This is a genomic window from Suttonella sp. R2A3, assembly GCF_021513215.1.
Lineage (GTDB): Bacteria > Pseudomonadota > Gammaproteobacteria > Cardiobacteriales > Cardiobacteriaceae > JAHUUI01.
Genome location: NZ_CP090975.1, coordinates 1,457,714 through 1,481,983 on the forward strand (window position 1 = coordinate 1,457,714; position 24,270 = coordinate 1,481,983).

The window sequence follows — 24,270 nt, forward strand, 5'->3', positions numbered from 1 at the left end:
AGCGCGGTAATCACATAAAGGTGTGTGATTACCGCGCTAACGGGGTGCTTTAGAGCGAAAGTAGCTCGATGTTACCACCAGCGGCTGCGGTATTCACCGAAATACTCTGCTCAAAGAGCAAGTGTGCGAGCACATTCGGGTTCGCCGCGATACCTTGGCTGCCTGTTCTGATTGGCGATTCAGTTAAGCACGGCAAGATGGCGCCTTCGCGCTGTGCCCATTGCTCGCGTTGTTTCGCGCGCCAAGCTTTGCTGCCAGAGAGCATCAAAGCGCTTAAGCCAGGGTGGTTGAGGTTCACGTTTTTGCTTGAGATGCCTTGAACAACGTCTTCATCGATGCCGGCTTTAGCGAACCAATCTGCCCATTGTTGTGGTAAATCGGTGACCAGTACGCTGTTACCAGACAAGACGGCAGCCACGATTTGCAGCAAGGCTTGTGTATCGGGCTGCTCGTGCATCTGTAAGATAACGCCACGTGCATAGCAGCGCCATTCGTTGTTCTCACCAGTCACACCGGGCATCTTAACTAGGGTGCGCAATTTTGCGGCAGTTTTGCTCAGTGCGTGAATTGCTTGCGCAAATGACTCATCGTTACCAAGATTCAGCGTTTTAGCCGAGTTTGCGAGCTGTTCAGCAATCTCAGGCGCTTGTTTAGCGGCTTTAACGTCCCAAATGCGCGCTAGCGATTGGGCGTGCTTAAACGCTTCGTCAAAGGTAATTTCCGAAGAAAGCGTTGCTGCTGTATCACCTGAGCCTTGATATTCTGGCGTGTCAGCCTGCATAAAGCGATAGACGTATTGTGGGCCGCCGGCTTTAGGACCGGTGCCGGAGAGGCCATGGCCACCAAAAGGTTGTGAGCCGACAATCGCACCGATCTGGTTGCGGTTAACATAAATATTGCCCACGTGCAGATGTTGCGCAAACCAGTGCTGGCGCTCTTCAATGCGTGAATGTAAGCAGCCAGTTAAGCCGTAGCCGAGATTATTGATGCCTTCGACCAATTTTCTAATGCCACCTGATGGGAATTTGAGCACATGCAAGATTGGGCCAAACTGCTCGTCGCCCATTTCTTTGATATCGCGAATCTCGATGATCGTTGGCGCAAAAAACACCCCGGTTTGTGGCAAGCCGTTTTCGCCTTCGTGACGAATCAGCACTTGCTCAGCATGCTCTTGCACATACCCTTCGAGTTTATCGCGCGCCGCTTCGTCAATCAGCGGGCCAACGTCGATATTGTTCGCCACGGTATCGCCAATTTGACGAGCACGTAGCGCGCCTTTAATCATCGACAGCGTTTCTTCATACACATCTTCTTGGATGCACAGGACGCGCAGCGCAGAACAGCGCTGGCCCGCGCTTTGAAACGCGGACATCATGACTGCATCAACCACTTGCTCTGGTAGCGCGGTACTATCGACAATCATCGCGTTTTGACCGCCAGTTTCGGCAATCAGTGTGCGCTCTTGGCCATCAGCCATCAAGCTTTTCTGGATGATTTTCGCGGTTGCAGTTGAGCCAGTGAACGCCACACCACAGATCGCCGGGTTGCTGGTCAATGCTGCACCAATTTCTGGGCCACCGATCACCAATTGGATGGCCTCACGTGGGAAGCCAACTTCGTGCATCAGGCTTACGGCGTAATGAGCGATAATCGGGGTTTGTCCGGCGGGTTTGGCGACTACCGTATTGCCGGCCATCAAAGCGGCGATGATTTGTCCGGTGAAAATCGCCAGTGGGAAGTTCCAAGGGCTGATACACACCCACACACCTTGTGCGCTCATGCCGCCTTCGGCGTCGATACGCTCGATTTCATCAGCGTAATAACGACAAAAATCAACCGCTTCGCGCATTTCAGCGACCGCGTCCCCCCACATTTTACCAGCTTCAAAGATGCACAAACGCAGCCAGTCATCCATGTGTGCCTCGTATTGATCAGCGAGTGCGCGAGTAAGGGCGGCGCGGTGTTTGGCGCTGGTTTGCGACCAAGCGCTGAAGCCTTGTTCGGCAGCGGTGATCGCTTGTTTGGCTAAGGCTTCATCAGCTTCGCACACTGTGCCAATGCGGCGGTTGCGGTCTGCTGGTGAGTTGACGTCTTTGGCCTGGCTCATATCCGGTTGATAATCGACCACTAGTGAGGCGGCTTGCCAATCCGGCTTTTCTTTTAATATGTTGCGGAAATGCTCGATCACCGGTGGGAAGGTGAGGTCAAAGCCTTTACTGTTCGTGCGCGTTGGGTAAATGTCGCGAGGTAGCGGGATATGCTCGTTAGTAACATTATCCAGCGCGGCAACTTTTGCTACCGGGTCGGTCAATAGCTGATCTGCGCTGACTTCATCATTACTGATGTGGTTAACAAACGATGAGTTGGCGCCGTTTTCTAACAGGCGGCGAACGAGATAGGAGAGTAAGTCTTTATGGGTGCCGACCGGGGCATAAATACGCGAAGGCACTTTACGCTCGCCTTTCTCGACCACTTCTGCGTGCAGGACTTCGCCCATGCCGTGTAAGCGCTGGAGTTCGAATTCGAGATCTTTATCAGCGGTGATCGCTAAGATCGCAGCCACGGTGTGCGCGTTATGGGTGGCGAATTGCGGGAAGATTTCATCTTGTGCGCCGAGCATTTTGCGTGCACATGCTAAATACGACACATCGGTATTGTCTTTGCGGGTAAAGACCGGATAGCCCGCGAGGCCTTGCTCTTGGTACCATTTGATCTCGCTATCCCAATACGCGCCTTTAACCAGGCGCACCATAAAGCGACGGTTATGCTTTTGGCCAAGTGCAATCAACCAATCGAGCAATTCCGGGCAGCGCTTTTGATACGCTTGAACGGCTAGCCCCAAACCTTGCCAGTCTTTGAGCGATTCGTCTTCACACAGCGCTTTAATCACATCCATCGACAGTTCTAAACGCCACGCTTCTTCGGCATCAATGGTTAAACCAATATTGTATTTTTTCGCGCGTTTACAGAGCTCAAGCATGCGCTCGATTAGCTCAGGCACACACTGATCTTCGGTCATTACTTCATAACGCGGGTGAATCGCGGATAATTTGACCGACAGGCCTGAGTTATCAATCGGGTTGCCCTGGCTTTGCGCCATACCGATCGCCTCAAGCGCATTGAGATACGATTGGTAATAGCGCTCAGCGTCGCGCTCGGTGCGCGCGCCTTCACCTAACATATCAAAGGAATAGCGGTAGCCGCGCTCCTGCATTTTTTTGCCGCGCTTCATCGCGGTTTCGATGGTTTCACCAAGGATAAATTGTTTACCCATGATTTTAATCCCTTGGCGGACGGCGTTACGGATCACGGGTTCGCTGGAGTTACGCATCAAGCGCTGTAGCGTGTTGCCAAAGCGTTCCTCGTCTTCACGACCAAAATTTACCACTTTGCCGGTAAAGAGCATGCCCCAAGTGGCCGCGTTGACCCAAAATGAATCGCTTTTACCGACGTGCGAACGCCATTTTGCGCGGCCAAATTTGTCGTAAATCAGTTCATCGAGTGTGTCAGAATCGGGCACACGCATCATCGCTTCGGCCAAACACATCAAGGCAATGCCTTCTTCGCTCGACAGGGCGTATTCTTGTAAAAACGCATCGAGAAGACCGACACCTTCACCAGCGCGAATCGCGTCAATCAAGCCGCGACCAATCTCGCTGACTCGATCAAGTTCGCCTTCTTGCCAAGCAGCAGCCTCTAATAAACGTTGTACCGCTTTAGCTTCGTCTGCTAGGTACCACTGCCGAAATGTCGCTAAATCACTCAATGTTAACTCCTGAATTGGTTCAAAAATGATGGGTTATGTAGTGTAACGCATACGATACGATAAAACAGTATCTACGTTAGTTTTTCTAAACAAGATGATACAAAAATTCTATTAATACTTTTCTAATAAGGCTTTTTCAGCGTCTGACCAATGTAAGGGTTGATCGCTGCTTAACTGGATTAGCTTGAGCAGCGCTAGACTATCTAAGCCGTTAAGCTCCGGTTTACTGCTGTCGGTAATTGGCTGATGGGGGTCAGCGCCGTGATCGATTAAATAGCGAATCAACGACGCATTGGCGAAAATGATCGCGTTATTTAATGGCGATAGTCCGTATTGATCAGGCTGATGAATGTCACAACCGCGCGCCAGCGCAGCATCGAGTGCCGCGAGCACATCTTCATGGCCAACACCTGGCAGGCCATCGCTGGCGATTAACTGCGGCAGTATCGGCAGCACTTGATCGTTATAGCTGATAAAACAGCGTGAGTCATCAACATAATCCCATTGCATCATCGCCTCAAGATGCGCATCGTTGGTGGCGAACGCCGCAGCGCTCGCCAATGTCGCCGTAATAAAAATCGCTCGGATCATTGCGCGCGCGAGATTTGCAGGGTGTTGGTTGAGCCGGGTTTGCCCATGGTCACACCGCTGGTGATTACATACAGATCGCCGCTATCGACCACACCACGCCAACGCAGATGGGCTTCAGCTTCTTGAATCGCGGTTTGGTGATCAAGCCCGGTATCGAGCATCAACGGGCGCACCCCACGATACATGCACATTTTGCGCTGCACCAAACGGTTGCCGGTGAGTGCGTAAATCGGGATATTAATGCCAAAACGGCTAATATGAAACGCGGTGCTGCCACTTTCAGTGAGCGCGACAATTGCTTTGGCGTTGAGCTGACGCGCGGTGAATACAGCGCCACTGGCGATACTGTGATCAATGCGCGAGGTGTTTTCGACATGGATATCCGCGCCGGTCAGTGGGTCTTGCGCCTGCTCGGCGGCTGAACAAATTTGCGCCATGCTGCGTACGGTTTCAAATGGATACTGCCCGACTGCGGTTTCTGCACTCAGCATCACCGCATCGCTGCCATCAAGCACGGCGTTTGCAACATCACTCACCTCGGCGCGGGTTGGCACAGGATTGGTGATCATACTTTCCATCATTTGCGTGGCGGTGATCGTGAAGCGGCGCATGGCGCGCGCTTTTTTAATGATCTTTTTCTGCAGTGAAGGAACCGCCGCATTGCCGACTTCAACCGCCAAATCACCACGCGCGACCATCACTCCATCACATAAATAAAGAATTTCTTCGAGATTCTCGATCGCCTCGGTGCGCTCGATTTTGGCAATCAGGCCTGGGCGATGGTAGCTGTGTGCGGCTTGAGCGAGTAAACGTCGCGCCAAATCCATATCAGCAGCGGATTTTACAAAGCTGATTGCGAGGTAATCGGCGCCAATCTCTACCGCGGTTTTTAAGTCTTCGTGGTCTTTATCGGTGAGCGCGCCGGCAGAAATCCCGCCGCCTTGTTTGTTGATACCTTTATTGCTTTTCAGCACCGCGTCGTTTTGAATTTCAGTGTGAATTTCATCGCCTTCAACACTGGTGACTGTCACAGTCAACAGACCATCGTCGAGTAATAACACATCGCCGGGTTTGACATCACGCGGCAGCGCACGATAATCGAGTCCGACGCGTTCTGCGCTGCCTTCGCCTTCAAAGGCGGCATCTAAAATGAAGTTGTCGCCTTGTTTGAGCTCCACCTTGTCGCCTTTGATTTTGCCGACGCGAACTTTTGGCCCTTGTAAGTCGGCAATAATCGCCACTTCGCGTCCGGCGCGCTCGGAAGCCTCACGTACGCGTCGCGCGTTTTCAGCGTGTATTTCCGGGGTGCCATGACTGAAATTCAGGCGAATGACGTTTAAGCCCACGCGAATCATATGCTCCAAGATTTCCGGCGAATTGCTGGCCGGGCCGAGGGTAGCAATGATTTTTGTGTGGTGATGAATCCGGGTGAGATCTCGATTTTTAGCCATGATTAGATCCTAAATAATGTTAAGCGCTTGCTCAGTAATAATGCCGTCCATGGGAATATCCCACGGCCGGGCTTGAATACGAGTGACTTCTTGACAGGCGTAGGCCAAGCCAATGAGTAATGGCGCCTGTCCGGCTATTTTAGCCGCAAACGTACGATCATAAAAGCCACCACCCATACCAATGCGCTGGCCGCTTTGATCCCAGGCCACTAACGGGGTAAACACCACATCAAGATGCATACCTTCTTGTGCGTATTTCGGATTATACGCTGGTGCAGCGATCCCGAGCGAATCTTTGCTTAATGCATCGCCTTGCTGGTAGGGCATCCAAACAAGCGGTGCGTTTTGCTTGCGCACGACGGGTAAATAGACTGTGCGGCCCCTTGCCCACAATTCGTGGAGTAGCGGGGTGGTGTCGATTTCTTCGTTGAGCGATAAAAAGAGACCGATAGAAGTCGCTGGGTGTTTGTCGAGCCAGTTGAGTGCGCGCTTAGCAATTGCTTTGCTCGCCTGTGTGCGTTGCTCGCCAGTGATTAGCCGACGTGCCGCACGACACGCTTGGCGCTGCTTGGCGTTTAGATCGTCCATGTGTTGTCTTCTTGCGCGCGGCGATAATCGGCCAAACGCTTACGGAGCTCTGCGCGGGTTGTGCCTGGAGATAGTGCGGCGATCCACTGTTCGTCGTGTTGACGCAGATGGCGCTCGGCCTGCCAGACCAGGTAGGTATTAAACGGGTCCACCCACGGTGTGAGCGGATAGGTGCGTAAGTCGCTGTCTTGCTCATCGTTAAACGCCATATCGGCGATCACCCCGAGGCCAAGGCCTTGGCGCACATAATTTTTAATCAGGTCAGCGTTGCGCGCGGTCAGCACAACCTGTGCGTTCGCGCCATGCGCGCTCATCGCTGCAGCCAGCCCCGATTGCCCTTTGTGTGAGGTGACATAAGTAATTAACGGATAATCGGCGAGCTGGCTTAGATGATCAAAAGGCTGCTCGTTAAACGGATGATCTTTAGGAACCACCAACAGTGGCGACCACGCTTCGGTTTCCAGCACCAGTAAACCACGCAGCGCCGTGCTGTATGGGGTGAGATCTGTGGCCGAGAACCACGCGTAATCTGCCTCGTATTCCTGCACCATTTGGATATTCTGTGCGTTGCTGCCCTCAATGATGTTGAGCTGCAGCTGCGGGTGGTGTTCGCGCAAGGTTGGCAATAAACGCGCTAGGCGGTAGGTGGCGAGTGTGTTGGTGGTGGCGAGCGTCAGGGTCTGGATGTTGCGCGCATGCGGGTCGTGGGCGAGTGCGCGCACGCGGCTTACCGCTTGTACAATGTGCTCTAGCTCGGGGAGTAAGGCCTCACCGGTTTCGGTTAAGCCAACGAATTGTTTACTCTGGCGGCGGAAAATCGGTTTACCGAGCGCTTCTTCGAACAATTTGATTTGTTTGCTGACTGCAGGCTGCGACATAAACAGCTTTTGTGCCGCTGCGGTGACGCTATAGCCCTGTTGTACCACGGCCAACACACATTCAAACTGCTTGAGCTTCACAGATTATCGTCCTCCGCATGAGTTTTATCGGGTGCTTGGGTTATTACGTCTTATAAACGTTGCATATTGCCGCATCGTATCACGTTATAACCAACGGCTATTTAATTTATCACCCGCGCTGCCCTACACTGACCCAACATTCACTAACTTAGGAACCATCATGAAATACAACAATATTCTTGAAGCGATCGGCCATACACCGGTGGTACGCATTAACCGTCTTGCACCAAAAAATGTCACGATGTACGTTAAGGTGGAATCGTTTAACCCGGGTGGTTCGGTTAAAGACCGCTTGGCTTATGCGATTATTACCGATGCTGAGAAACGCGGAACCTTAAAACCAGGGCAAACGGTGGTTGAGGCAACCTCGGGCAATACCGGTATCGCGCTAGCGATGGTCTGTGCGGCGAAAGGTTATCCATTTGTCGCGGTGATGACTGAAACATTTTCCGTGGAGCGCCGCAAGCTTATCCGTAGCTTAGGTGGCACAGTTATCCTGACGCCAGCGGCAGAAAAAGGGGTTGGCATGGTGCGTGTAGCGAAAGAGCTCGCTGAGAAAAATGGCTGGTTCTTGGCTAATCAATTTGCGAACCCGGCAAACCCGCAATATCACCGCGAAACCACCGCGACAGAGATTTTGCGCGATTTTGCAGGTGAACGTTTGGATTATTTTGTCAGCGGCTACGGCACAGGTGGCACGATTTCCGGCGCTGGTGAAGTGTTAAAAGCGGCGCGTCCTGATCTGGAAATTGTCGCAACCGAGCCACTCAATGCGCAATTACTCGCGGGCAAAGAGTGGCAGCCGCACAAGATTCAAGGTTGGACACCGGATTTTGTTGCTGAAACGATGAACCGTGAGATTTATGATCACCTGATTGCGGTTGGCGATGAAGAATCGCGCGATACAGCGCTCTCGCTTGCCAAACAAGAAGGTATTCTCACCGGGATTTCTGGTGGGGCGACGTTTAATGCGGCGTTGCAGTTTGCCCAACAAGCTGAAGAAGGCTCGGTCATTTTAGTGATGCTGCCTGATGCTTCAGAGCGTTATATGTCAACGTTCTTATTCGAAAGCATTAATGAAGGCTCAGACGATCATTTGCTGCCGTAAACTTGCCAATATTCAAGTGGTGACGGGCGGATTAATTCGCCCGTTTTTTTACCTTAAAAAGTTAACCACATGGCCTGTGGATAAAAATGTGCATAACCGCGCAAACTATTGCTAACACAGAGCTCTCACGCGGTTAGTTAACCATTTCATTACTTGTTGTTAAAATAATAAAGTCAGCAAAAACAGAGTTATAGTAGAAATCGTTGTAATTGTAGCGTTTTTTACCCTTGCTATTTGCCAAAGGCGCGTAACCATGCGGTTTGTGTATAACTTAGCGCGATTTATCAACCTGTTTAGCGCTAAATAAGCGGGAAATTATTGGTCAAAAAAGCCTCTCTCTAACCGGCCTGTGACAAAGCCAATCAAGCAGTCGGCGTATTCCTTTTTATCATGGCTTTTGTCACAATAGTGCAATGAATACGCCCTGGTTTATTAAAGACAATGGTTGGTTGAGCGGTGTCACGCACTGTCCAAGTCCGCATTATGACGTGCGCCCGCAAGATGCGGTGATCAATACATTAGTCATCCACAATATCTCCCTGCCGCCGAAGGTTTTTGGGCAAAACTATGTGGATGCGTTGTTTTTAGGCACACTTTCCGAGCATCGAGGTGAGGATCCGTTTATCGATAGCATTATGGATTTGCGTGTTTCGGCACATTTTTTGATTACGCGCGATGGCGCGGTCACACAATACGTGGCGAGTGTAGATCGTGCCTGGCATGCAGGGGTGTCTGAGTTTGCCGGGCAGACGGGGTGTAACGATTTTTCGGTGGGTGTTGAGCTTAATGGCGCGGATGATATCCCTTACACCTTACGGCAATATCAGGCGCTGGTGCGCTTAACGCTTGCGCTGATGCAGCGTCATCCACACATCACGCGCGAACGCATCACCACCCACGCCCATATTGCGCCAGGCCGTAAAACCGATCCTGGGCCGGCATTTAATGAAGCGGTTTTTTTTCGTATGCTTGATCAAGCAATCTACTTTGAATCAGCTGCCTATCGCAGTTAGAATAGCGCTCTTGCTTACTTAACCTTTTTATCTATGTTTAATCGTCGTTCATTGCTTTCTCGTGCCGCGCTATTGGGTGCTGGTAGTCTGGTTACGCCCAGCTTTGGCGCGGTGGGGACCACGGTTGAAGGTCTCGTTAACCGCAAAATACAAGAGCTGCGTGCGCTCGGACAAATCGCCAGTGATGAACGCACCTCTTGGGTGGTGACCGATATTAACCGTGGGCAAAAGTTGGTTTCAATCAATGAGCCGGTGGCGATGCAATGCGCGAGTATGGTCAAGCATATGGTCATTCAGGCGTATTTGATGTGCCATTTCACCAAAGATGCCAAGCTTTATCCGCTAAGCCCACGGGTGATGAATGAAATGCGCGATATGATTGTGCATAGTAATAATGAATTTACCAACCATATTATTAAGCGTTTGGGCGGTCCGGAAGGGGTGCAATGGATGTTAAAAAAAGAAGCGCCGAATGTGTTTCGTGACATCCACATCGTTGAATATATTCCGGAGAACGGTCGAACCTATCTCAATCGCGCGAGCGGCGGCGACTACGACCGATTTTTGCTCGCGCTTTGGCACAATCAGTTGCCTGGCGCAGAGATTTTGAAAAAAATGATGGTTATCCCCAATCACGACCGAATTCGCAGCAATACGCGCTTTGTGACCGAAAACGCCGCGACGACGGTGTACGATAAAACAGGCTCAACCGCGATGCTCTGCGGTAATACCGGGATTATTGAATGCAAAGACCGTAATGGGAATTCGGTTGCCTACACCTTTACCGGCATTATTGAGAAAAAGCGTCGCGCTGCGAATTATAGTAGCTGGATTAGCGATAGAAGCGATGTGATGCGCTCTATTTCCGACTTGGTGTATCTTGATTTTGCGCAGCGTTATCCGCTGACATGACGATTCCGACATGCAAAAATCACTTTTTGCCTGCTGAATATGATACGATTTTTTGACACTCAAACAGGTTAAGCGTATGATGCGCCATCCAATTGACACTCTGCCTCGCGAAATTGACCCTTGGGCGTTTGCCCGGGCCAGACAATTAGCTGACGGTGAGCTTTCACGCAAAGACTTGCCTGCGTTGAAGCAATGGACAACGGATAATCATCCGTTAACCGCCCATTTAGAAGGTGCGATTGATGATTATCAGCAGCCTTGCTTGCAAGGTTCGCTGCATATCGATTTACAGATGCAGTGCCAACGGTGTTTGCAACCGCTGGTTATGTCTGTTGAGCGCGAATTTGCCTATGTGCCGATTCGCTCTCAAGCGTTAGAAGACCGCGTTGAAGGCGGGGCAGAAACGTTAATCTGCGACAACGAAATACTCGATGTTGCATGGTTTTTACAAGAGGAAGTCTTGCTGGCGATGCCAATGATTGCCAAGCATGATGACTGTGAACCGCCGATCAATACGGCTGAATCAGACCCTTCAGAAGAGGAGGCGTCTGAACATCCGTTTGCGGCATTAAAAGCATTAATTAATTCCAAGGAGCATTCATAATGGCTGTGCAAAAGAATCGCAAAACTCCGTCGAAGCGCGACAAACGCCGTACTCACGACGCTTTGGGTTATGCCACGGTTTCTACTGATGGCACCAGCGGTGAACGTCACCTGCGCCACCACGTCAGTAAAGACGGTTTTTATCGTGGTCGTCAGGCAATCGTTCGCCCTGCTGACGTTGTTGAATTCGAAGACGACGAGTAAATTCCTAAGTTATGACTAAACACAACATGCCGACCATTGCCATTGATGCGATGGGCGGCGATGTCGGTTTGGACGTCACCTTAGTTGCTGCGGCGCATGCGCAAAAGCAGCACCAGGATTTACAACTCATTCTTGTTGGTGATGAGGCGATTATTCACGCACACAAAGCGTTTGCCTCGCTAGATAAATCAAGAATGCGTGTCCATCACGCCTCGCAAATCGTGGCGATGGATGAATCACCAGCAAACGTTCTACGTAATAAAAACGATTCGTCGATGTGGCAAGCGATTAGCTTGGTGCGTGAAGGCGAAGCGGATGCCTGTGTCAGCGCTGGTAACACCGGTGCGTTGATGGCGTCTGCACGTTATATCTTAAAAATGTTGCCTGGCATTTCGCGTCCGGCAATTTGTGCCACTCTTCCTACCGCACATGGTCACGTTCATTGGCTCGATTTAGGCGCCAATGTTGATGCACGCCCTGAACAATTAGAACAATTCGCTGTGATGGGTAGTGAGCTCGCTAAAGCCGTTGATGACAACCCTTCGCCACGCGTCGGGCTGCTCAATATTGGTGAAGAAGCGATCAAAGGCAACGATACGGTTAAAGAAACCGGTAAACGCTTGGAACAAGGCGAGCTCAACTACATTGGCTTTGTCGAAGGTAATGATATTTTCCTCAAAGAAGGGATCGATGTGGTGGTCTGCGATGGCTTTGTTGGCAACGTTGCCTTAAAAACCATTGAAGGGATCGCAAAATTCTTACAAATTAAAACCAAGGCAGCGTTTAAGCGTAATCCGTTTACCTTGTTTGCTGGCTTGGTCGCCTTACCCGTATTTAAAAGCCTGCGTAAAACGGTTGACCCACGCACCTATAATGGGGCAAGCTTGCTGGGCCTACAAGGCATTGTGATTAAAAGTCACGGTAATGCAGATGCTTATGCATTTGCGAATGCGATAAATATCGCACGCTTAGAAATAGAAAACGGCGTGATTGGTCGTATAGGCCAACATTTACAACAACTCGCCGACGCACACTCCACCACTGAAGAAGAACCAACGCCATGACCTATACTAAAATACTCGGCACCGGCAGCTATTTGCCAAAACGCATTGTGACTAATGACGAACTTAGTGAGCGCATGGAAACCACTGATGAGTGGATCCGCGCACGCACCGGCATCGAACAGCGTCATATGGCAGCGCCCAATGAGAGTAGTGTGGATATGGCGGAGCAGGCAGCAAGAAGAGCGATGGAAAGCGCGGGCGTGACCGGCGAAGAGCTTGATTTGATTATCTGCGCGACTTCAACACCGGAACATTTATTCCCGAGTAACGCCACCCAATTACAAGCGCGCTTAGGCTGCCGCACGATTCCTGCTTTTGATATGCAGGCGGTATGTTCAGGCTTTGTTTATGCGCTTTCGACTGCCGATAAATTCATTAAATGCGGTGGCTATCAGCGTATTCTGGTTCTTGGTGCGGAATTATTCACTAATGCGCTGAATTGGGAAGATCGCACCACCGCGATTTTGTTTGGCGACGGCGCCGGTGCGGTCGTGGTTGGCCCATCAGAAGAGCCAGGCATTTATGGCAGTGTGCTGCACAGTGATGGTGGCTATAAAGAGCTTCTGTGGGCGCCGCAAGGCCCGGGTTCTTCGGCTGAAGACTATCCGAATCGTGGTCGCTTTATCGAGATGCAAGGGCGCGATGTGTTCAAAGTCGCGGTGCGCTCTTTGAGCAGCTTGGTTGGGGAGTTGCTTGAGCATTGTGATTTTGACGCGGCCGATATCGATTATCTGGTGCCGCATCAGGCAAATTTGCGCATCATCAGCGCGACAGCCGAGCATTTGAATTTACCGATGGAAAAAGTCATCGTAACCGTTAACAAGCACGCCAATACCTCTGCCGCATCAGTGCCTTTAGCGCTCGATCATGGTGTGCGCAGTGGGCAAATCCAGCGTGGCCACAACTTATTATTAGAGGCCTTTGGTGGCGGATTTACCTGGGGTGGTTGTATACTGACCTACTAAAATATCACTAGGTATATAAGGAGAACGTGATGAGCAGCGCGATTATTTTTCCCGGACAAGGCTCACAAAGCCAAGGTATGCTGGCTGAGATGGCTGGCTCGTTTCCACAGATTAAAGAACGTTTTGCTGAAGCCTCTGAAGTGGTCAAACAAGATCTTTGGGATATTGCGCAAACCAACCCCAAAGGGCTACTCAACGCCACAGCGATTACCCAACCGATTTTATTGGCTGCCGGTATCGCAAGCTACGATATTCTTAAAGCCGAAACCGATATTAAACCGGCTTATTTCGCCGGCCACTCATTAGGCGAATACACTGCCTTATGCGCCGCTGGTTCGCTAACTTTTGCTGAAGCGATTGATCTGGTGCATCACCGTGGTGAGCTCATGCAAGACGCTGTCCCATACGGTAGCGGCGCAATGGCGGCCATTCTTGGTCTTGATGACGAGGAAGTGGTTGAGATTTGCGCGGGTATTCGTGAGTCGGTTCAAGCGGCGAACTTTAATGCGCCAGGGCAGGTGGTCATTGCCGGAAAAACGGTTGGCGTGGAAAAAGCGGTTGCTGAGGCGAAAGCGCGCGGCGCGAAACGCGCGATTGTACTGCCAGTGAGCGTACCTTCGCATTGCACTCTCATGCGCTCCCCAGCGTCTAAACTGAGTCTGTATTTAGACCACACCCATTGGAAAATGCCTTCTATCCCAGTGATTCATAACGTTGACGCGCAACCTCGCCATAATATCGACGGCATTAAATCAGCGCTTGGCGCACAGCTTTATAAACCAGTACGTTGGGTAGCTTGTGTTGAGGCGCTCGTTGAGCAGGGCGTAGGTCTCTGCGTTGAAGCCGCACCTGGTAAAGTGCTTAGCGGATTGAATAAGCGCATTAATTCTAAACTCACCACCTTGGCGCTGGATAGTAAGGATGGTTTGAGTGCAATAAACGAGGCTTTAGAGAGAGAATGAACATCGACCAACAAATTGTACTGATTACCGGCGCCAGTCGCGGGATTGGCCGTGGTGTCTTAGATGCTTTTGCTACCCGTGGGGCAACAGTCATCGGCACAGCGACCAGTGAATCCGGAGCGCAGGCGATCAGTCAGCATATTGCCGATAATGGTTGGCGAGGCACGGGTATGGCGTTACGCGTTAACGACCAGGAAGCCATCGATGCTGCCATTAAATCCATCCGTGAACAATTTGGCGCATTAACCACGTTGATTAATAATGCAGGCATTACCGAAGATAACCTGTTGATGCGTATGAAGCCAGAACAGTGGGACGCGGTGATTGATACCAACTTAAACAGCGTCTATCGCCTGAGTAAGGCGGTGATGCGCGATATGATGAAAACGCGCTTTGGTCGGATTATTACCATCACATCAGTTGTTGGCGTGATGGGCAATGCCGGTCAGACCAACTACGCAGCTTCAAAAGCGGGCGTTATCGGCTTTTCTAAATCGCTGGCGCGCGAGATTGGTTCGCGCGGGATTACCGTGAACACGATTGCCCCAGGTTGTATCGCCACCGATATGACCGAGCAATTGCCCGAAGCACAAAAGCAGCAACTCATTAAAGATGTGCCTATGGCAAAACTTGGCGCGGTCGAAGATATTGCGGATGCCGCTGTATTTTTGGCTGGAGCAGCTTATATTACCGGTGAAACCTTGCACGTTAACGGTGGTATGTATATGATTTAGTCCCAGTTTGTGGGCAAAAATCCGCAAGCTGGCAATTCACCCATAAACCTTTTACAATAGGTATTTTTCATCCCAACAAAGGAAATAGATAGCATGAGCAACAGTATTGAGCAACGCGTTGTCGCTGTGATCGCTGAACAATTAAGCGTTGACGAAGCGCAAATTAAACCAGAAGCCCATTTCATCGATGACTTAGGCGCTGACTCACTCGACTTGGTCGAATTAGTGATGTCGCTGGAAAAAGAGTTCGATTGTGAAATTCCTGACGAAGAAGCAGAGAAAATCACCACCGTTCAAACGGCGATTGATTACGTTAAAGCCAACAGCTAAACGCTTTCGGCTTTGTACAAAGCCACAGTAGTTCCGTACTGCTGTGGCTTTTTTATTAGTGGTCAGATTAACCAGTCAACGAGCATATTATGAGTGAAACAACCCTTTTAAAATCCGTTGCCCGCGTGGTGGTTACTGGTATGGGTATTATTAGCCCGGTCGGTTCTAACCTCAAAGACGCGTGGCGTAATATCTTAGCCGGCAAAAGCGGCATTCGTCCGATCACCGATTATGATGCGAGCGAGTTAGCCGTGCGCTTTCGTGGATCAGTCGCTGATTTCGAGGTTGAGCGCTACTTCGACGTTAAAGAAGCGCGCAAAATGGACACCTTTATCCACTATGGTGTGGCAGCCGGTATTGATGCGATTAACGATAGTGGTTTGGATTTTAGCGATGAGGCGTTAGCCGAGCGTACCGGGATTATTATTGGTTCGGGAATTGGCGGTCTGCCGGGCGTGCTCGAAGGATACAAATCATTTTTAGAGCAAGGCCCACGTCGGGTTTCGCCTTTTTATGTGCCGAAAAATATCATCAATATGATCTCGGGGAATTTATCAATCCGCTACGGCATTAAAGGCCCGAACCTTGCTACAGCGACTGCCTGTGCGACAGGCACGCACTCTATCGCGCAAGCGACACGGATGATCCAGATGGGCGACGCGGAAGTGATGATCGCAGGTGGTGCGGAAATGGCAGGGAATGCAATGGGGATTGCCGGTTTTGCGGCCGCCAAAGCGCTTTCGACACGCAACGATGATCCACAGGCTGCTTCGCGTCCTTGGGACAAAGACCGCGATGGTTTTGTGCTCGGCGATGGTGCCGGGGTGTTGGTGTTAGAAACCTTAGAACGCGCCCAGGCCCGTGGGGCAACAATTTATGGCGAAGTGGCAGGGATTGGTATGAGCGCTGACGCGTATCATATGACTGCCCCGCTGACTGATGGCAGCGGGGCAGCGCGCTGCATGAGCCTGGCCTTACGTGATGCGGCGCTTAATCCGCAAGATATTGACTATATCAACGCGCACGGCACATCGACCCCAGCAGGGGATACCGCTGAAACGCTGGCGGTGAAAAGAGCTTTTGGCGAGCACGCTTATGATCTGGCGATCAGTAGCACTAAATCGATGACCGGCCATGCACTCGGTGCTGCCGGTGGCCTAGAAGCAGTATTTAGCTTACTCGCTTTGCGTGATCAAGTCGCCCCACCGACAATCAACCTCGATAACCCAGGCGAAGACTGTGATTTGAACTATGTTGCGCATCAGGCGCAAGAGCGCCCGATTCGTGCGGCGTTATCGAATTCGTTTGGCTTTGGCGGTACTAACGCCAGTTTGGTTTTCAAAACGGTCTAGCGATGTTGGCTAAACTGCTGCGCCGCTTTGTGTTGCTGGTGCTTGTGCTTAGCGCTGTTGCAGCTGGTGTGGTCTACTGGCAATATTTTAAGGCCATGCACCGCCCATTGGGTGGTGAATACGGCCGTACTGTCTTGCATGTGGGTAGTGATGTCTTGCATGTACCGCGCGGGTCTTCACTTAAAGCGATCAGCGCGGAATTAAAACGCCGTGGGGTCATTGAGATGCAATGGCCTTTACTGGTTTACGGCAAATGGCGTGGTGATGCAGGGGAAATCAAAGCAGGCGATTATCGTATGAGGCCAGGGGATAATATCATGGCCCTGTACCAGGATATGATCGATGGTAAGGTGATTATCCGTTCGCTAAGAGTTCTCGAAGGGTCAACGTACGCGGATTTGCGTCGTAGCCTGCGCGCTGCTGATGACCTGGAGCAAACCCTTGATGGGGTGAGCGATGAAGAACTGGCCGAGCGCTTAGGTATTGAGGGCTCATTGGAAGGGCAGTTTTTGCCAAACACCTACCATTACACCAGTGAAGACAGCGACTTCACCATGCTCAAGCGCCTACATAAGCAGCTCACTCATGCTTTAGATGAAGCGTGGCAAGGGCGTGCGACTGATTTAGCAATCAGCACCCCGTACGAAGCGTTGATTCTCGCCTCAATCATCGAAAAAGAAACCGCTTTAGACCATGAGCGTAATATTATTTCTGGGGTGTTTAACCGGCGGTTGAAAAAAGGCATGCGCTTGCAAACTGATCCAACAGTGATTTATGGGATTCCTGATTTTGACGGCAATATCACTCGAGCGCATTTGCGCACCGATACCCCATATAATACCTACACTCGACATGGTCTGCCGCCAACGCCGATTGCTTTGCCGAGTAAAGCATCGATTGTCGCGGCTTTGCATCCTGATAGCGGTAAATCGTTATTTTTTGTGGCCACTGGCAATGGTGGGCATACTTTTACCGAAACCTATGAAGCGCATAAAAAAGCGGTGCAACAGCTGATTTCACGCAAGCGGGCTGAGCAATGAACCCTAAATTCATCACATTAGACGGCACTGAAGGCTCGGGAAAATCGACACAGATCAACTTGTTACGTGAATGGTTTGCTGAGCAAGGTGTTGATGTGTGGTTTACCCGTGAGCCTGGTGGCACGCCGCTGGGTGAACGTTTGCGCGAATTATTGCTCGACCCCGAGACCGAGGCGTGCTCTGATAGTGAATTACTATTGATTATGGCGGCACGCTGTGAGCATATCACGCGCGAAATCAAGCCGCGTTTGGCGCGTGGACAGTGGGTGGTGAGTGATCGCTTTAACGATGCGACCTATGCTTACCAGGGCTGGGCGCGTGGGATTGACCGCTCGCGCATTGCGGCGCTCGAGAATTGGATGCAAGGCGATTTTCAACCGGATTTGCGCATTATTTTGGGTTTGGATTCTGCGGGCTCACGCGCGCGCTTGGCCGGGCGTAACGATTATCGAGACCGCTTTGAACAAGAACGTCACGCATTTTTTGATGCGGTGAGCGAGGGCTATCGTGTGCGCGCCGAGGTGGGTAACGCGCTGTGGATTGACGCGAATGTAAGTCCACAAGCTGTATTTGCACAGATTAAACAGGCGATTGAGGCATTATGAACACCCTTCCCTGGCTTGATCTAAACGCCCCTGTTTGTCATGCACCGTTGCCAAATGCTCTGCTGCTGATAGACCCTCAGCGAGGAAATGCGCAGGCGTTAGCACGTTATCTGGCGCAAAAAGCCCTGTGTTTGTCAGAAGATGCGCCGTGCGGGCAGTGTAAATCGTGCCATTTAGTCAGCCAGGACACCCATCCGGATTTACAGGTTTATGAGCAGGCGTGCGCGATTGATGAGATTCGTGCACTGAACGCACAAGTGCAGCACACACCGAGTATTGGTAAAAGGCGCTTGGTGATCCTCGGTGAGCTTGACCGCTATTTAATCCCTTCTGTGAATGCGCTACTCAAAACGCTCGAAGAACCGCCAGAGCAAACCCATTTTATTTTGAGTGCGGCGAATCGCCGTGCAGTTAAGGCGACAGTAGTTAGTCGCTGTCAGATGATCCAGGTTGTCTCACCTGATGTTGAAGCTGCCGAGCAGTGGTTGGTGCAGATGCATCAATGGACACCTGAGCAGGCGCGTCAAGCGTTGATACTTGCCCAAGGCGACCCTTTTCGTGCACTAAGTGCTTCTGAGCATCCCGACCCTGCCGCCTCAATCAACGAATGTGTGTTGTTTCTCGCCCACCCACAGCACGAACTTGCGTATTTGCAGGTGGTTGATGGGCTAGCAAAAGAAAAGGTACTTGATAGCGTGGCTGCGCAACTGCGCGCGATCATTACCTTTATCCAGCTAGACAGCCACGACGAATATTGGCACAATCTACTGGAGCCTCACCGTAAAGCGATTGAGGCCTTAGATGTGCATCGCCTGCATCGATTATATGCGAGAGTGTGCGAATTGTATCGCCCTGACCGCCAACAAATTGATAAAGCGATGAACATCAAGCATTGCTTGCTCGAATATGCGCAAAAAGGAGCCATCAACCTATGAATGATGCCGTGCAATCTAAACTTAAAAAAGGCGTGATTCGCCTGAATATTAATGACACACGCAATCTTTATCAGGCGTATATGCCCTTTATTGAGGGTTGTGGAATGTTTTATCCGACCGAGGACAGCTATCAACTCGGCCAAGAGGTGTTTGTGTTTTTGCAGCTCCCCGAAGACCATGGTAAATTTGCCGTTTCCGGGCGGGTGGCTTGGTTAAACCCACCCAAAAAATCGGGTAAACGTGTGCCGGGTATCGGTATTCAATTGACTGGTCGTGACGTGTCAAAAATTCGTGAAACCATCGAACGCGCAATCGGCAAAATGGGCGATAGCGGTCTGCCAACGATGACCCTTTAAGCGAGATTTTTATCCGTACCCGCTTTGTGTTACTGAGTCTTAACGCCATTAGATAACCGCTTTTTCTGGGTAAACCTATGCCGCTCACAGGCCTGGTGAGTAGGGCTATCTCAATCATTAATCTATCATTCATCGTATTTTCTGATCAATCATGCGATGATGGGACAAGCTAGCCCTTGAAAAAATGCACCTTGTCCCCACTTACCTCATTCATAATTAGGAGTTTTCAATGGATGTATTTAACAACATTCCCATCCCGATGGTGGTGGAGCAAACTGGACGTGGCGAGCGAGCCTTCGATATCTATTCTCGCTTGCTTAAAGAACGCGTTGTTTTTTTAATCGGTCCGGTCAATGACGCGACAGCCAACTTGGTGGTCGCGCAGCTACTGTTTTTAGAAGCAGAAAACCCTGATCAAGATATTCATTTTTATATTAATTCACCGGGTGGTTCGGTAACTGCTGGGATGTCGATTTATGACACAATGAATTTTGTGAAGCCAGATGTGAGCACGATGGTGCTCGGTCAAGCGGCGAGCATGGGGGCATTTTTGCTTTCAGCGGGCGCCAAAGGCAAACGCTTTGCACTGCCTAATTCACGGGTAATGATCCACCAGCCGCTTGGTGGCTATCAGGGTCAGGCAACCGACATTGATATTCATGCACGCGAGATTTTATTTATTAAGGAGCGCTTGAACCGCTTGCTCGCCGAACACACTGGACAAGATTACGACACCATCTGCCATGATACCGAGCGTGATAATTTTATGAGCGCTGAACGGGCATTGAAATATGGTCTAGTCGATGAGATTCTTAATGAACGCCACAGAGGCGTGGAGTAAGTTATGAGCAATCAAGCATCAAAATGCTCATTTTGTGGCCGTAAAGAAGCTGAAGTTAAGCGCTTAATTTCTGCCGAAGACGGCGCGATGATTTGTGATGAATGCGTTGAGGCGTGCGCACATTTACTCGGCGTGATGGTCGAGGAAGAAGATTCGCAGGATGAAGAAGTCGCGACTGACGACACACAAACCGATGCTAAAGACGAAGCACCACAACGCTTACCGACACCGAGCGAAATCAAACATTTTCTTGATGATTATGTGATTGGTCAAGATCCAGCGAAAAAAGCGTTGGCGGTTGCGGTTTATAACCATTACAAGCGCCTGCGGATTCGCGATGAACAAGGCGCTGGGCAAGCTGATGACGGCGTCGAGATCAACAAAAGTAATATTTTGATGATTGGTTCAACCGGTTCGGGGAAAACGCTACTCGCGCAAACGCTCGCGCGGCGTTTGGATGTGCCGTTTGCGATCGCTGATGCCACCGCCCTAACCGAAGCCGGCTATGTTGGTGAAGACGTGGAAACGATCGTGCAGAAACTGTTGCTCAATTGCGATCACGATGTGTCTAAAGCCGAGCGTGGCATTATCTATATCGATGAAATCGATAAGATTGCCCGCAAAAGCGATAACGCTTCGATCACCCGCGATGTATCCGGTGAAGGCGTGCAACAGGCGCTGCTGAAACTCATTGAGGGTACGGTCGTTGGGGTGCCACCACAAGGTGGACGTAAACATCCGCAGCAAGAGCTTACTCAGGTTGATACCAGCAATATTTTATTTATTTGTGCGGGCGCGTTTGCCGGTCTCGATACGATTATCGCTCAGCGCACCGATCAAGGCGGTATTGGCTTTGGCGCGCAGGTACGCAGTAAATCAGCGGCCGGTCTGGAAGACAGCCGACTATTGCACGCACTCGAGCCGGAAGATTTGGTTAAATTTGGCTTGATCCCAGAGTTTGTCGGTCGCCTGCCAATTACTGCGTTGCTGGAAACCTTGGATCAAGAAGCCTTGGTACGGATTTTAACTGAACCGAAAAATGCGATTGTCCGCCAGTTCCAAACGATGTTTGGTTATGAAGAGATCGATCTGCAATTTACTGATGAGGCGCTCAAAGCGGTGGCGAAGAAAGCGATTGCGCGTAAAACCGGCGCGCGTGGGCTGCGTTCGATTGTTGAGCAAACCTTGCTCGATACGATGTTCGAGTTGCCAGATTTAGAAAATATCGCGACAGTGATCGTCGATGAACACACGATTAATGATGGCCGCGCACCCGAATTGGTTAAGCGTGCTGCCTAAGAGGAACTATGAGTAAAGCAACCACTTATCCTGTTTTACCACTGCGTGATGTAGTGGTCTATCCACATGTGATTATCCCGCTGTTTGTCGGGCGTGAGAAATCGATCGCCGCGCTTGATGAGGCGATGGATAACGCGCAAGAATTACTGCTTGTGCCGCAGTTGGATGCGAAAAAACGTGAACCGAGCTGTGATGATTTGCACACCGTCGCCACCGTTGGCCGCATTGTGCAGATGGCAAAACTGAGCGATGGGACAGTGAAAGTGCTTGTGGAAGGCCTAAAACGGGTTAGTGTGACGCGCTTTACTCAGGCGAAGCCGTGCATACAAGCAGAGGTGGTTGAGCTCAAAGAAGAAAATAACAGCGATCATAATGAGCTGCTAGCGATGATTGCGACCGCAATCGATCAGTTTACTGAGTATCTCAAAGTGAGCGATAAAGGTGCCGATGAGCTGATTGAAACGCTGCGTGAGCTTGATCACGCCGGACGGGTGGCTGATAGCATTACCGCCCATATCGATCTTGATATGGGTGAGCGCGTTGAGCTATTGGCGACGCTTGATATCGGTAAACGCTTGCATCAGGTGCAGGTATTGCTGGCTAAAGAACTAGAAAAATCGGAGCTTGATGCGTCGATTCGTAAGCGGGTCAAGCAGCAAATGGAGCACAACCAGCGCGAGTATTACTTAAATGAGCAAATCAAAGCCATCCAAAAAGAGCTTGGCGATATGGATGAGGCGAGCAATGACCTTGAGCAGTTGGAAGCCGATATCGTTGATGCACGAATGGCGCCACATGCTGAAGAAAAGGCGTTTAAAGAACTGAGAAAACTCCAGCAGATGTCGCCAATGTCTGCTGAAGCAACCGTGATACGCGGCTACCTGGAATGGCTGATTGATTTTCCTTGGTCGAAGAAAAAGCGTGCGCAATACAATATTGAGCGTGCCGAAAAAGTCTTGGAGCGTGATCACTACGGCCTGGAAGATGTTAAAGAACGTATTATTGAGTATTTAGCGGTACAAAAGCGCAGCAAAGGCAAAAATAAAGGCCCGATTATTTGTTTGGTTGGCCCGCCAGGGGTGGGTAAAACGTCCTTGGGTAAATCGATTGCGGAAGCTACCGGTCGTGATTTTGAGCGGATTGCCCTCGGTGGGTTGCGTGATGAGGCGGAAATTCGCGGGCATCGTCGTACCTATATCGGCGCATTGCCCGGCAAAATCGTACAGAAGCTGAGTAAGTTGGGTACGAATAATCCGGTGATTTTGCTCGATGAGATCGACAAAATTGGCATGGATCACCGCGGTGATCCGGCCGCTGCACTGCTAGAGGTGCTCGATCCGGCGCAAAACCATACCTTTAACGATCATTTCTTAGAGCTTGAGGTCGATTTGAGCAAAGTGTTGTTTATTGCAACCGCGAACACACTCAACATCCCAAGTCCGTTGCTCGATCGTATGGAAGTTATTCGCCTGCCAGGCTATACCACAAAGGAAAAGCGTGAAATCGCTGAACGCTACATTGTGCCGCGGCAAATGAAAGACAACACATTAAGCAAAAAAGAGTTCTTACTCGCCGATGGCGTCATTGAAGAGATTATTGAGAACTATACCCGTGAAGCTGGGGTGCGTAATTTAGAGCGTGAGCTGGGTAAACTGGCGCGAAAAAGCGTGCGTCGCTTGCTCGATCCTAAGGTGAAGCGTATTGACGTGACGAGTGAGAATCTTGAGGATTTCCTTGGGGTGGCGAAATATCGTCGTAACGCAGAAGATTTGGCTGATAAGATTGGTAGTGTGACGGGGTTAGCATGGACTTCAGTCGGTGGCGAGCTATTACAAATTGAAACGGCAGTATTTTCAGGTAAAGGAAAACTCAATCTTACCGGGCAAATGGGTGATGTGATGAAAGAATCGGTGCATGCTGCATTGTCTGTGGTGCGTGGGGTGATTGATCGTGCTGATCCAACGTTCCGTTTTAACGACCATGACATCCACATGCACTTACCGGAAGGGGCAACACCGAAAGATGGCCCTAGCGCTGGTATTGGTATGGCCACAGCGTTGATTTCTGCGCTCACCCAGATTCCAGTACGCGGCGATGTGGCGATGACCGGTGAGATTACCTTGCATGGTCGGGTGCTGGCAATCGGTGGGCTGAAAGAGAAATTACTCGCTGCGGTGCGTGGGGGGATTCGTACGGTGCTTATTCCGCAAGAAAACGTTAAGGACTTGCGTGAGATTCCTGATGAGGTTAAAGAAGCGCTTAAGATCATCCCAGTACAAGAGGTTGAAGAGGTGTTTGATCACGCGCTTGAGGGCAGTCAGTTGCCACTTAATGAGCGGATTGCGCAAAGACAAGGCATACCTTTGCCGGTATCACGCCCTCCAGCCGCGCCATTGTCCGATAAACATTGCTAATCGCCGTTACAGAGCCGCTATGCTGTAACGGTTGAGAGGCATAAAAGAATAGTACAATGATTTCATAAGCTTAATAAATAAGCATAAAGTGCACTTTGTGAGCAAATCGCCAAAAAGCCGCGCTGCTAAGCGCTTGAAGTAAAAAAATAGTTTGACAGCGCCGCGTTTGGCCTGTATA

The 24,270-nt window shown here is 50.6% G+C and carries 23 protein-coding genes; 18 read left to right on the top strand and 5 right to left on the bottom strand.

Annotated features, from left to right (window positions below):
- Positions 1 to 49 precede the first annotated feature (49 nt).
- The 5 genes from putA to L0B52_RS06995 form a co-directional block, all read right to left on the bottom strand.
- Positions 50 to 3,766 (bottom strand): bifunctional proline dehydrogenase/L-glutamate gamma-semialdehyde dehydrogenase PutA, encoded by a 3,717-nt coding sequence (gene putA / locus L0B52_RS06975; RefSeq protein ID WP_235064012.1) that lies wholly within the window; start codon positions 3,764 to 3,766, stop codon positions 50 to 52.
- A gap of 111 nt (positions 3,767 to 3,877) precedes the next feature.
- Complete coding sequence (locus L0B52_RS06980) at positions 3,878 to 4,357, bottom strand: hypothetical protein (protein WP_235064013.1); 480 nt, start codon at positions 4,355 to 4,357, stop codon at positions 3,878 to 3,880.
- Positions 4,354 to 5,811 (bottom strand): pyruvate kinase, encoded by a 1,458-nt coding sequence (gene pyk, locus L0B52_RS06985; protein WP_409202330.1) that lies wholly within the window; start codon positions 5,809 to 5,811, stop codon positions 4,354 to 4,356. Before pyk ends, L0B52_RS06980 begins: the two co-directional genes overlap by 4 nt.
- A gap of 6 nt (positions 5,812 to 5,817) precedes the next feature.
- Positions 5,818 to 6,396, bottom strand: coding sequence for a 5-formyltetrahydrofolate cyclo-ligase (locus L0B52_RS06990; protein WP_235064015.1), 579 nt, complete (start codon positions 6,394 to 6,396; stop codon positions 5,818 to 5,820).
- The gene (locus L0B52_RS06995) at positions 6,384 to 7,355 is read right to left on the bottom strand and encodes a LysR substrate-binding domain-containing protein (RefSeq protein ID WP_235064016.1); all 972 of its coding nucleotides are present in this window, start codon (positions 7,353 to 7,355) and stop codon (positions 6,384 to 6,386) included. Before L0B52_RS06995 ends, L0B52_RS06990 begins: the two co-directional genes overlap by 13 nt.
- A 160-nt stretch (positions 7,356 to 7,515) precedes the next feature.
- On the opposite strand from L0B52_RS06995, the gene cysK reads away from it, so the two are divergent.
- The 18 genes from cysK (at position 7,516) to lon (ending at position 24,092) form a co-directional block, all read left to right on the top strand.
- Positions 7,516 to 8,463: a cysteine synthase A gene (gene cysK, locus L0B52_RS07000; RefSeq protein WP_235064017.1), complete on the top strand. Its 948-nt coding sequence runs from the start codon at positions 7,516 to 7,518 to the stop codon at positions 8,461 to 8,463.
- Between the two features lie 413 nt (positions 8,464 to 8,876).
- Positions 8,877 to 9,476: a 1,6-anhydro-N-acetylmuramyl-L-alanine amidase AmpD gene (ampD, locus tag L0B52_RS07005; protein ID WP_235064018.1), complete on the top strand. Its 600-nt coding sequence runs from the start codon at positions 8,877 to 8,879 to the stop codon at positions 9,474 to 9,476.
- 33 nt (positions 9,477 to 9,509) lie between these two features.
- The gene (locus L0B52_RS07010; protein WP_235064019.1) at positions 9,510 to 10,388 is read left to right on the top strand and encodes a serine hydrolase; all 879 of its coding nucleotides are present in this window, start codon (positions 9,510 to 9,512) and stop codon (positions 10,386 to 10,388) included.
- Between the two features lie 76 nt (positions 10,389 to 10,464).
- The gene (locus L0B52_RS07015; RefSeq protein WP_235064020.1) at positions 10,465 to 10,992 is read left to right on the top strand and encodes a DUF177 domain-containing protein; all 528 of its coding nucleotides are present in this window, start codon (positions 10,465 to 10,467) and stop codon (positions 10,990 to 10,992) included.
- Positions 10,992 to 11,195 (top strand): 50S ribosomal protein L32, encoded by a 204-nt coding sequence (rpmF, locus tag L0B52_RS07020; protein WP_235064021.1) that lies wholly within the window; start codon positions 10,992 to 10,994, stop codon positions 11,193 to 11,195. Before L0B52_RS07015 ends, rpmF begins: the two co-directional genes overlap by 1 nt.
- A gap of 11 nt (positions 11,196 to 11,206) precedes the next feature.
- Entirely contained in the window at positions 11,207 to 12,259 is a 1,053-nt protein-coding gene (plsX, locus tag L0B52_RS07025) for a phosphate acyltransferase PlsX (RefSeq protein ID WP_235064022.1), read from the top strand.
- On the top strand, positions 12,256 to 13,224 hold the full coding sequence (locus L0B52_RS07030; protein WP_235064023.1) for a beta-ketoacyl-ACP synthase III: 969 nt from the start codon (positions 12,256 to 12,258) through the stop codon (positions 13,222 to 13,224). The genes plsX and L0B52_RS07030 overlap by 4 nt, the downstream gene beginning before the upstream one ends.
- A 29-nt stretch (positions 13,225 to 13,253) precedes the next feature.
- Positions 13,254 to 14,186, top strand: a complete 933-nt coding sequence (gene fabD, locus L0B52_RS07035) for an ACP S-malonyltransferase (RefSeq protein ID WP_235064024.1) — start codon at positions 13,254 to 13,256, stop codon at positions 14,184 to 14,186.
- Positions 14,183 to 14,920, top strand: a complete 738-nt coding sequence (gene fabG / locus L0B52_RS07040; RefSeq protein WP_235064025.1) for a 3-oxoacyl-ACP reductase FabG — start codon at positions 14,183 to 14,185, stop codon at positions 14,918 to 14,920. The genes fabD and fabG overlap by 4 nt, the downstream gene beginning before the upstream one ends.
- Positions 14,921 to 15,013: 93 nt before the next feature.
- A complete protein-coding gene (gene acpP / locus L0B52_RS07045; protein ID WP_235064026.1) occupies positions 15,014 to 15,250 on the top strand; it encodes an acyl carrier protein in 237 nt (78 codons plus the stop codon).
- Between the two features lie 89 nt (positions 15,251 to 15,339).
- Positions 15,340 to 16,602 (top strand): beta-ketoacyl-ACP synthase II, encoded by a 1,263-nt coding sequence (gene fabF, locus L0B52_RS07050; protein ID WP_235064027.1) that lies wholly within the window; start codon positions 15,340 to 15,342, stop codon positions 16,600 to 16,602.
- Positions 16,603 to 16,604: 2 nt separating this feature from the next.
- Positions 16,605 to 17,642, top strand: coding sequence for an endolytic transglycosylase MltG (gene mltG / locus L0B52_RS07055; RefSeq protein WP_235064028.1), 1,038 nt, complete (start codon positions 16,605 to 16,607; stop codon positions 17,640 to 17,642).
- Complete coding sequence (gene tmk, locus L0B52_RS07060; RefSeq protein WP_235064029.1) at positions 17,639 to 18,247, top strand: dTMP kinase; 609 nt, start codon at positions 17,639 to 17,641, stop codon at positions 18,245 to 18,247. Before mltG ends, tmk begins: the two co-directional genes overlap by 4 nt.
- Entirely contained in the window at positions 18,244 to 19,182 is a 939-nt protein-coding gene (locus L0B52_RS07065; RefSeq protein ID WP_235064030.1) for a DNA polymerase III subunit delta', read from the top strand. The genes tmk and L0B52_RS07065 overlap by 4 nt, the downstream gene beginning before the upstream one ends.
- Positions 19,179 to 19,538 carry a PilZ domain-containing protein gene (locus L0B52_RS07070; protein WP_235064031.1) on the top strand — a complete coding sequence of 120 codons (360 nt, stop codon included), beginning with the start codon at positions 19,179 to 19,181 and terminating at the stop codon, positions 19,536 to 19,538. Before L0B52_RS07065 ends, L0B52_RS07070 begins: the two co-directional genes overlap by 4 nt.
- Before the next feature lie 229 nt (positions 19,539 to 19,767).
- Positions 19,768 to 20,379 carry an ATP-dependent Clp endopeptidase proteolytic subunit ClpP gene (gene clpP, locus L0B52_RS07075; RefSeq protein ID WP_235064032.1) on the top strand — a complete coding sequence of 204 codons (612 nt, stop codon included), beginning with the start codon at positions 19,768 to 19,770 and terminating at the stop codon, positions 20,377 to 20,379.
- Between the two features lie 3 nt (positions 20,380 to 20,382).
- Complete coding sequence (clpX, locus tag L0B52_RS07080; RefSeq protein ID WP_235064033.1) at positions 20,383 to 21,678, top strand: ATP-dependent protease ATP-binding subunit ClpX; 1,296 nt, start codon at positions 20,383 to 20,385, stop codon at positions 21,676 to 21,678.
- 8 nt (positions 21,679 to 21,686) lie between these two features.
- A complete protein-coding gene (lon, locus tag L0B52_RS07085; RefSeq protein WP_235064034.1) occupies positions 21,687 to 24,092 on the top strand; it encodes an endopeptidase La in 2,406 nt (801 codons plus the stop codon).
- Positions 24,093 to 24,270: the final 178 nt, after the last annotated feature.

Bases quoted from the DNA above. Each gene is read 5' to 3' on its own strand.
- L0B52_RS06980 (WP_235064013.1), bottom strand. From the start codon at position 4,357: ATGATCCGAGCGATTTTTATTACGGCGACATTGGCGAGCGCTGCGGCG.
- L0B52_RS06990 (WP_235064015.1), bottom strand. From the start codon at position 6,396: ATGGACGATCTAAACGCCAAGCAGCGCCAAGCGTGTCGTGCGGCACGT.
- cysK (WP_235064017.1), top strand. From the start codon at position 7,516: ATGAAATACAACAATATTCTTGAAGCGATCGGCCATACACCGGTGGTA.
- ampD (WP_235064018.1), top strand. From the start codon at position 8,877: ATGAATACGCCCTGGTTTATTAAAGACAATGGTTGGTTGAGCGGTGTC.
- L0B52_RS07010 (WP_235064019.1), top strand. From the start codon at position 9,510: ATGTTTAATCGTCGTTCATTGCTTTCTCGTGCCGCGCTATTGGGTGCT.
- L0B52_RS07015 (WP_235064020.1), top strand. From the start codon at position 10,465: ATGATGCGCCATCCAATTGACACTCTGCCTCGCGAAATTGACCCTTGG.
- rpmF (WP_235064021.1), top strand. From the start codon at position 10,992: ATGGCTGTGCAAAAGAATCGCAAAACTCCGTCGAAGCGCGACAAACGC.
- plsX (WP_235064022.1), top strand. From the start codon at position 11,207: ATGACTAAACACAACATGCCGACCATTGCCATTGATGCGATGGGCGGC.
- L0B52_RS07030 (WP_235064023.1), top strand. From the start codon at position 12,256: ATGACCTATACTAAAATACTCGGCACCGGCAGCTATTTGCCAAAACGC.
- fabD (WP_235064024.1), top strand. From the start codon at position 13,254: ATGAGCAGCGCGATTATTTTTCCCGGACAAGGCTCACAAAGCCAAGGT.
- fabG (WP_235064025.1), top strand. From the start codon at position 14,183: ATGAACATCGACCAACAAATTGTACTGATTACCGGCGCCAGTCGCGGG.
- acpP (WP_235064026.1), top strand. From the start codon at position 15,014: ATGAGCAACAGTATTGAGCAACGCGTTGTCGCTGTGATCGCTGAACAA.
- fabF (WP_235064027.1), top strand. From the start codon at position 15,340: ATGAGTGAAACAACCCTTTTAAAATCCGTTGCCCGCGTGGTGGTTACT.
- mltG (WP_235064028.1), top strand. From the start codon at position 16,605: ATGTTGGCTAAACTGCTGCGCCGCTTTGTGTTGCTGGTGCTTGTGCTT.
- tmk (WP_235064029.1), top strand. From the start codon at position 17,639: ATGAACCCTAAATTCATCACATTAGACGGCACTGAAGGCTCGGGAAAA.
- L0B52_RS07065 (WP_235064030.1), top strand. From the start codon at position 18,244: ATGAACACCCTTCCCTGGCTTGATCTAAACGCCCCTGTTTGTCATGCA.
- L0B52_RS07070 (WP_235064031.1), top strand. From the start codon at position 19,179: ATGAATGATGCCGTGCAATCTAAACTTAAAAAAGGCGTGATTCGCCTG.
- clpP (WP_235064032.1), top strand. From the start codon at position 19,768: ATGGATGTATTTAACAACATTCCCATCCCGATGGTGGTGGAGCAAACT.
- clpX (WP_235064033.1), top strand. From the start codon at position 20,383: ATGAGCAATCAAGCATCAAAATGCTCATTTTGTGGCCGTAAAGAAGCT.
- lon (WP_235064034.1), top strand. From the start codon at position 21,687: ATGAGTAAAGCAACCACTTATCCTGTTTTACCACTGCGTGATGTAGTG.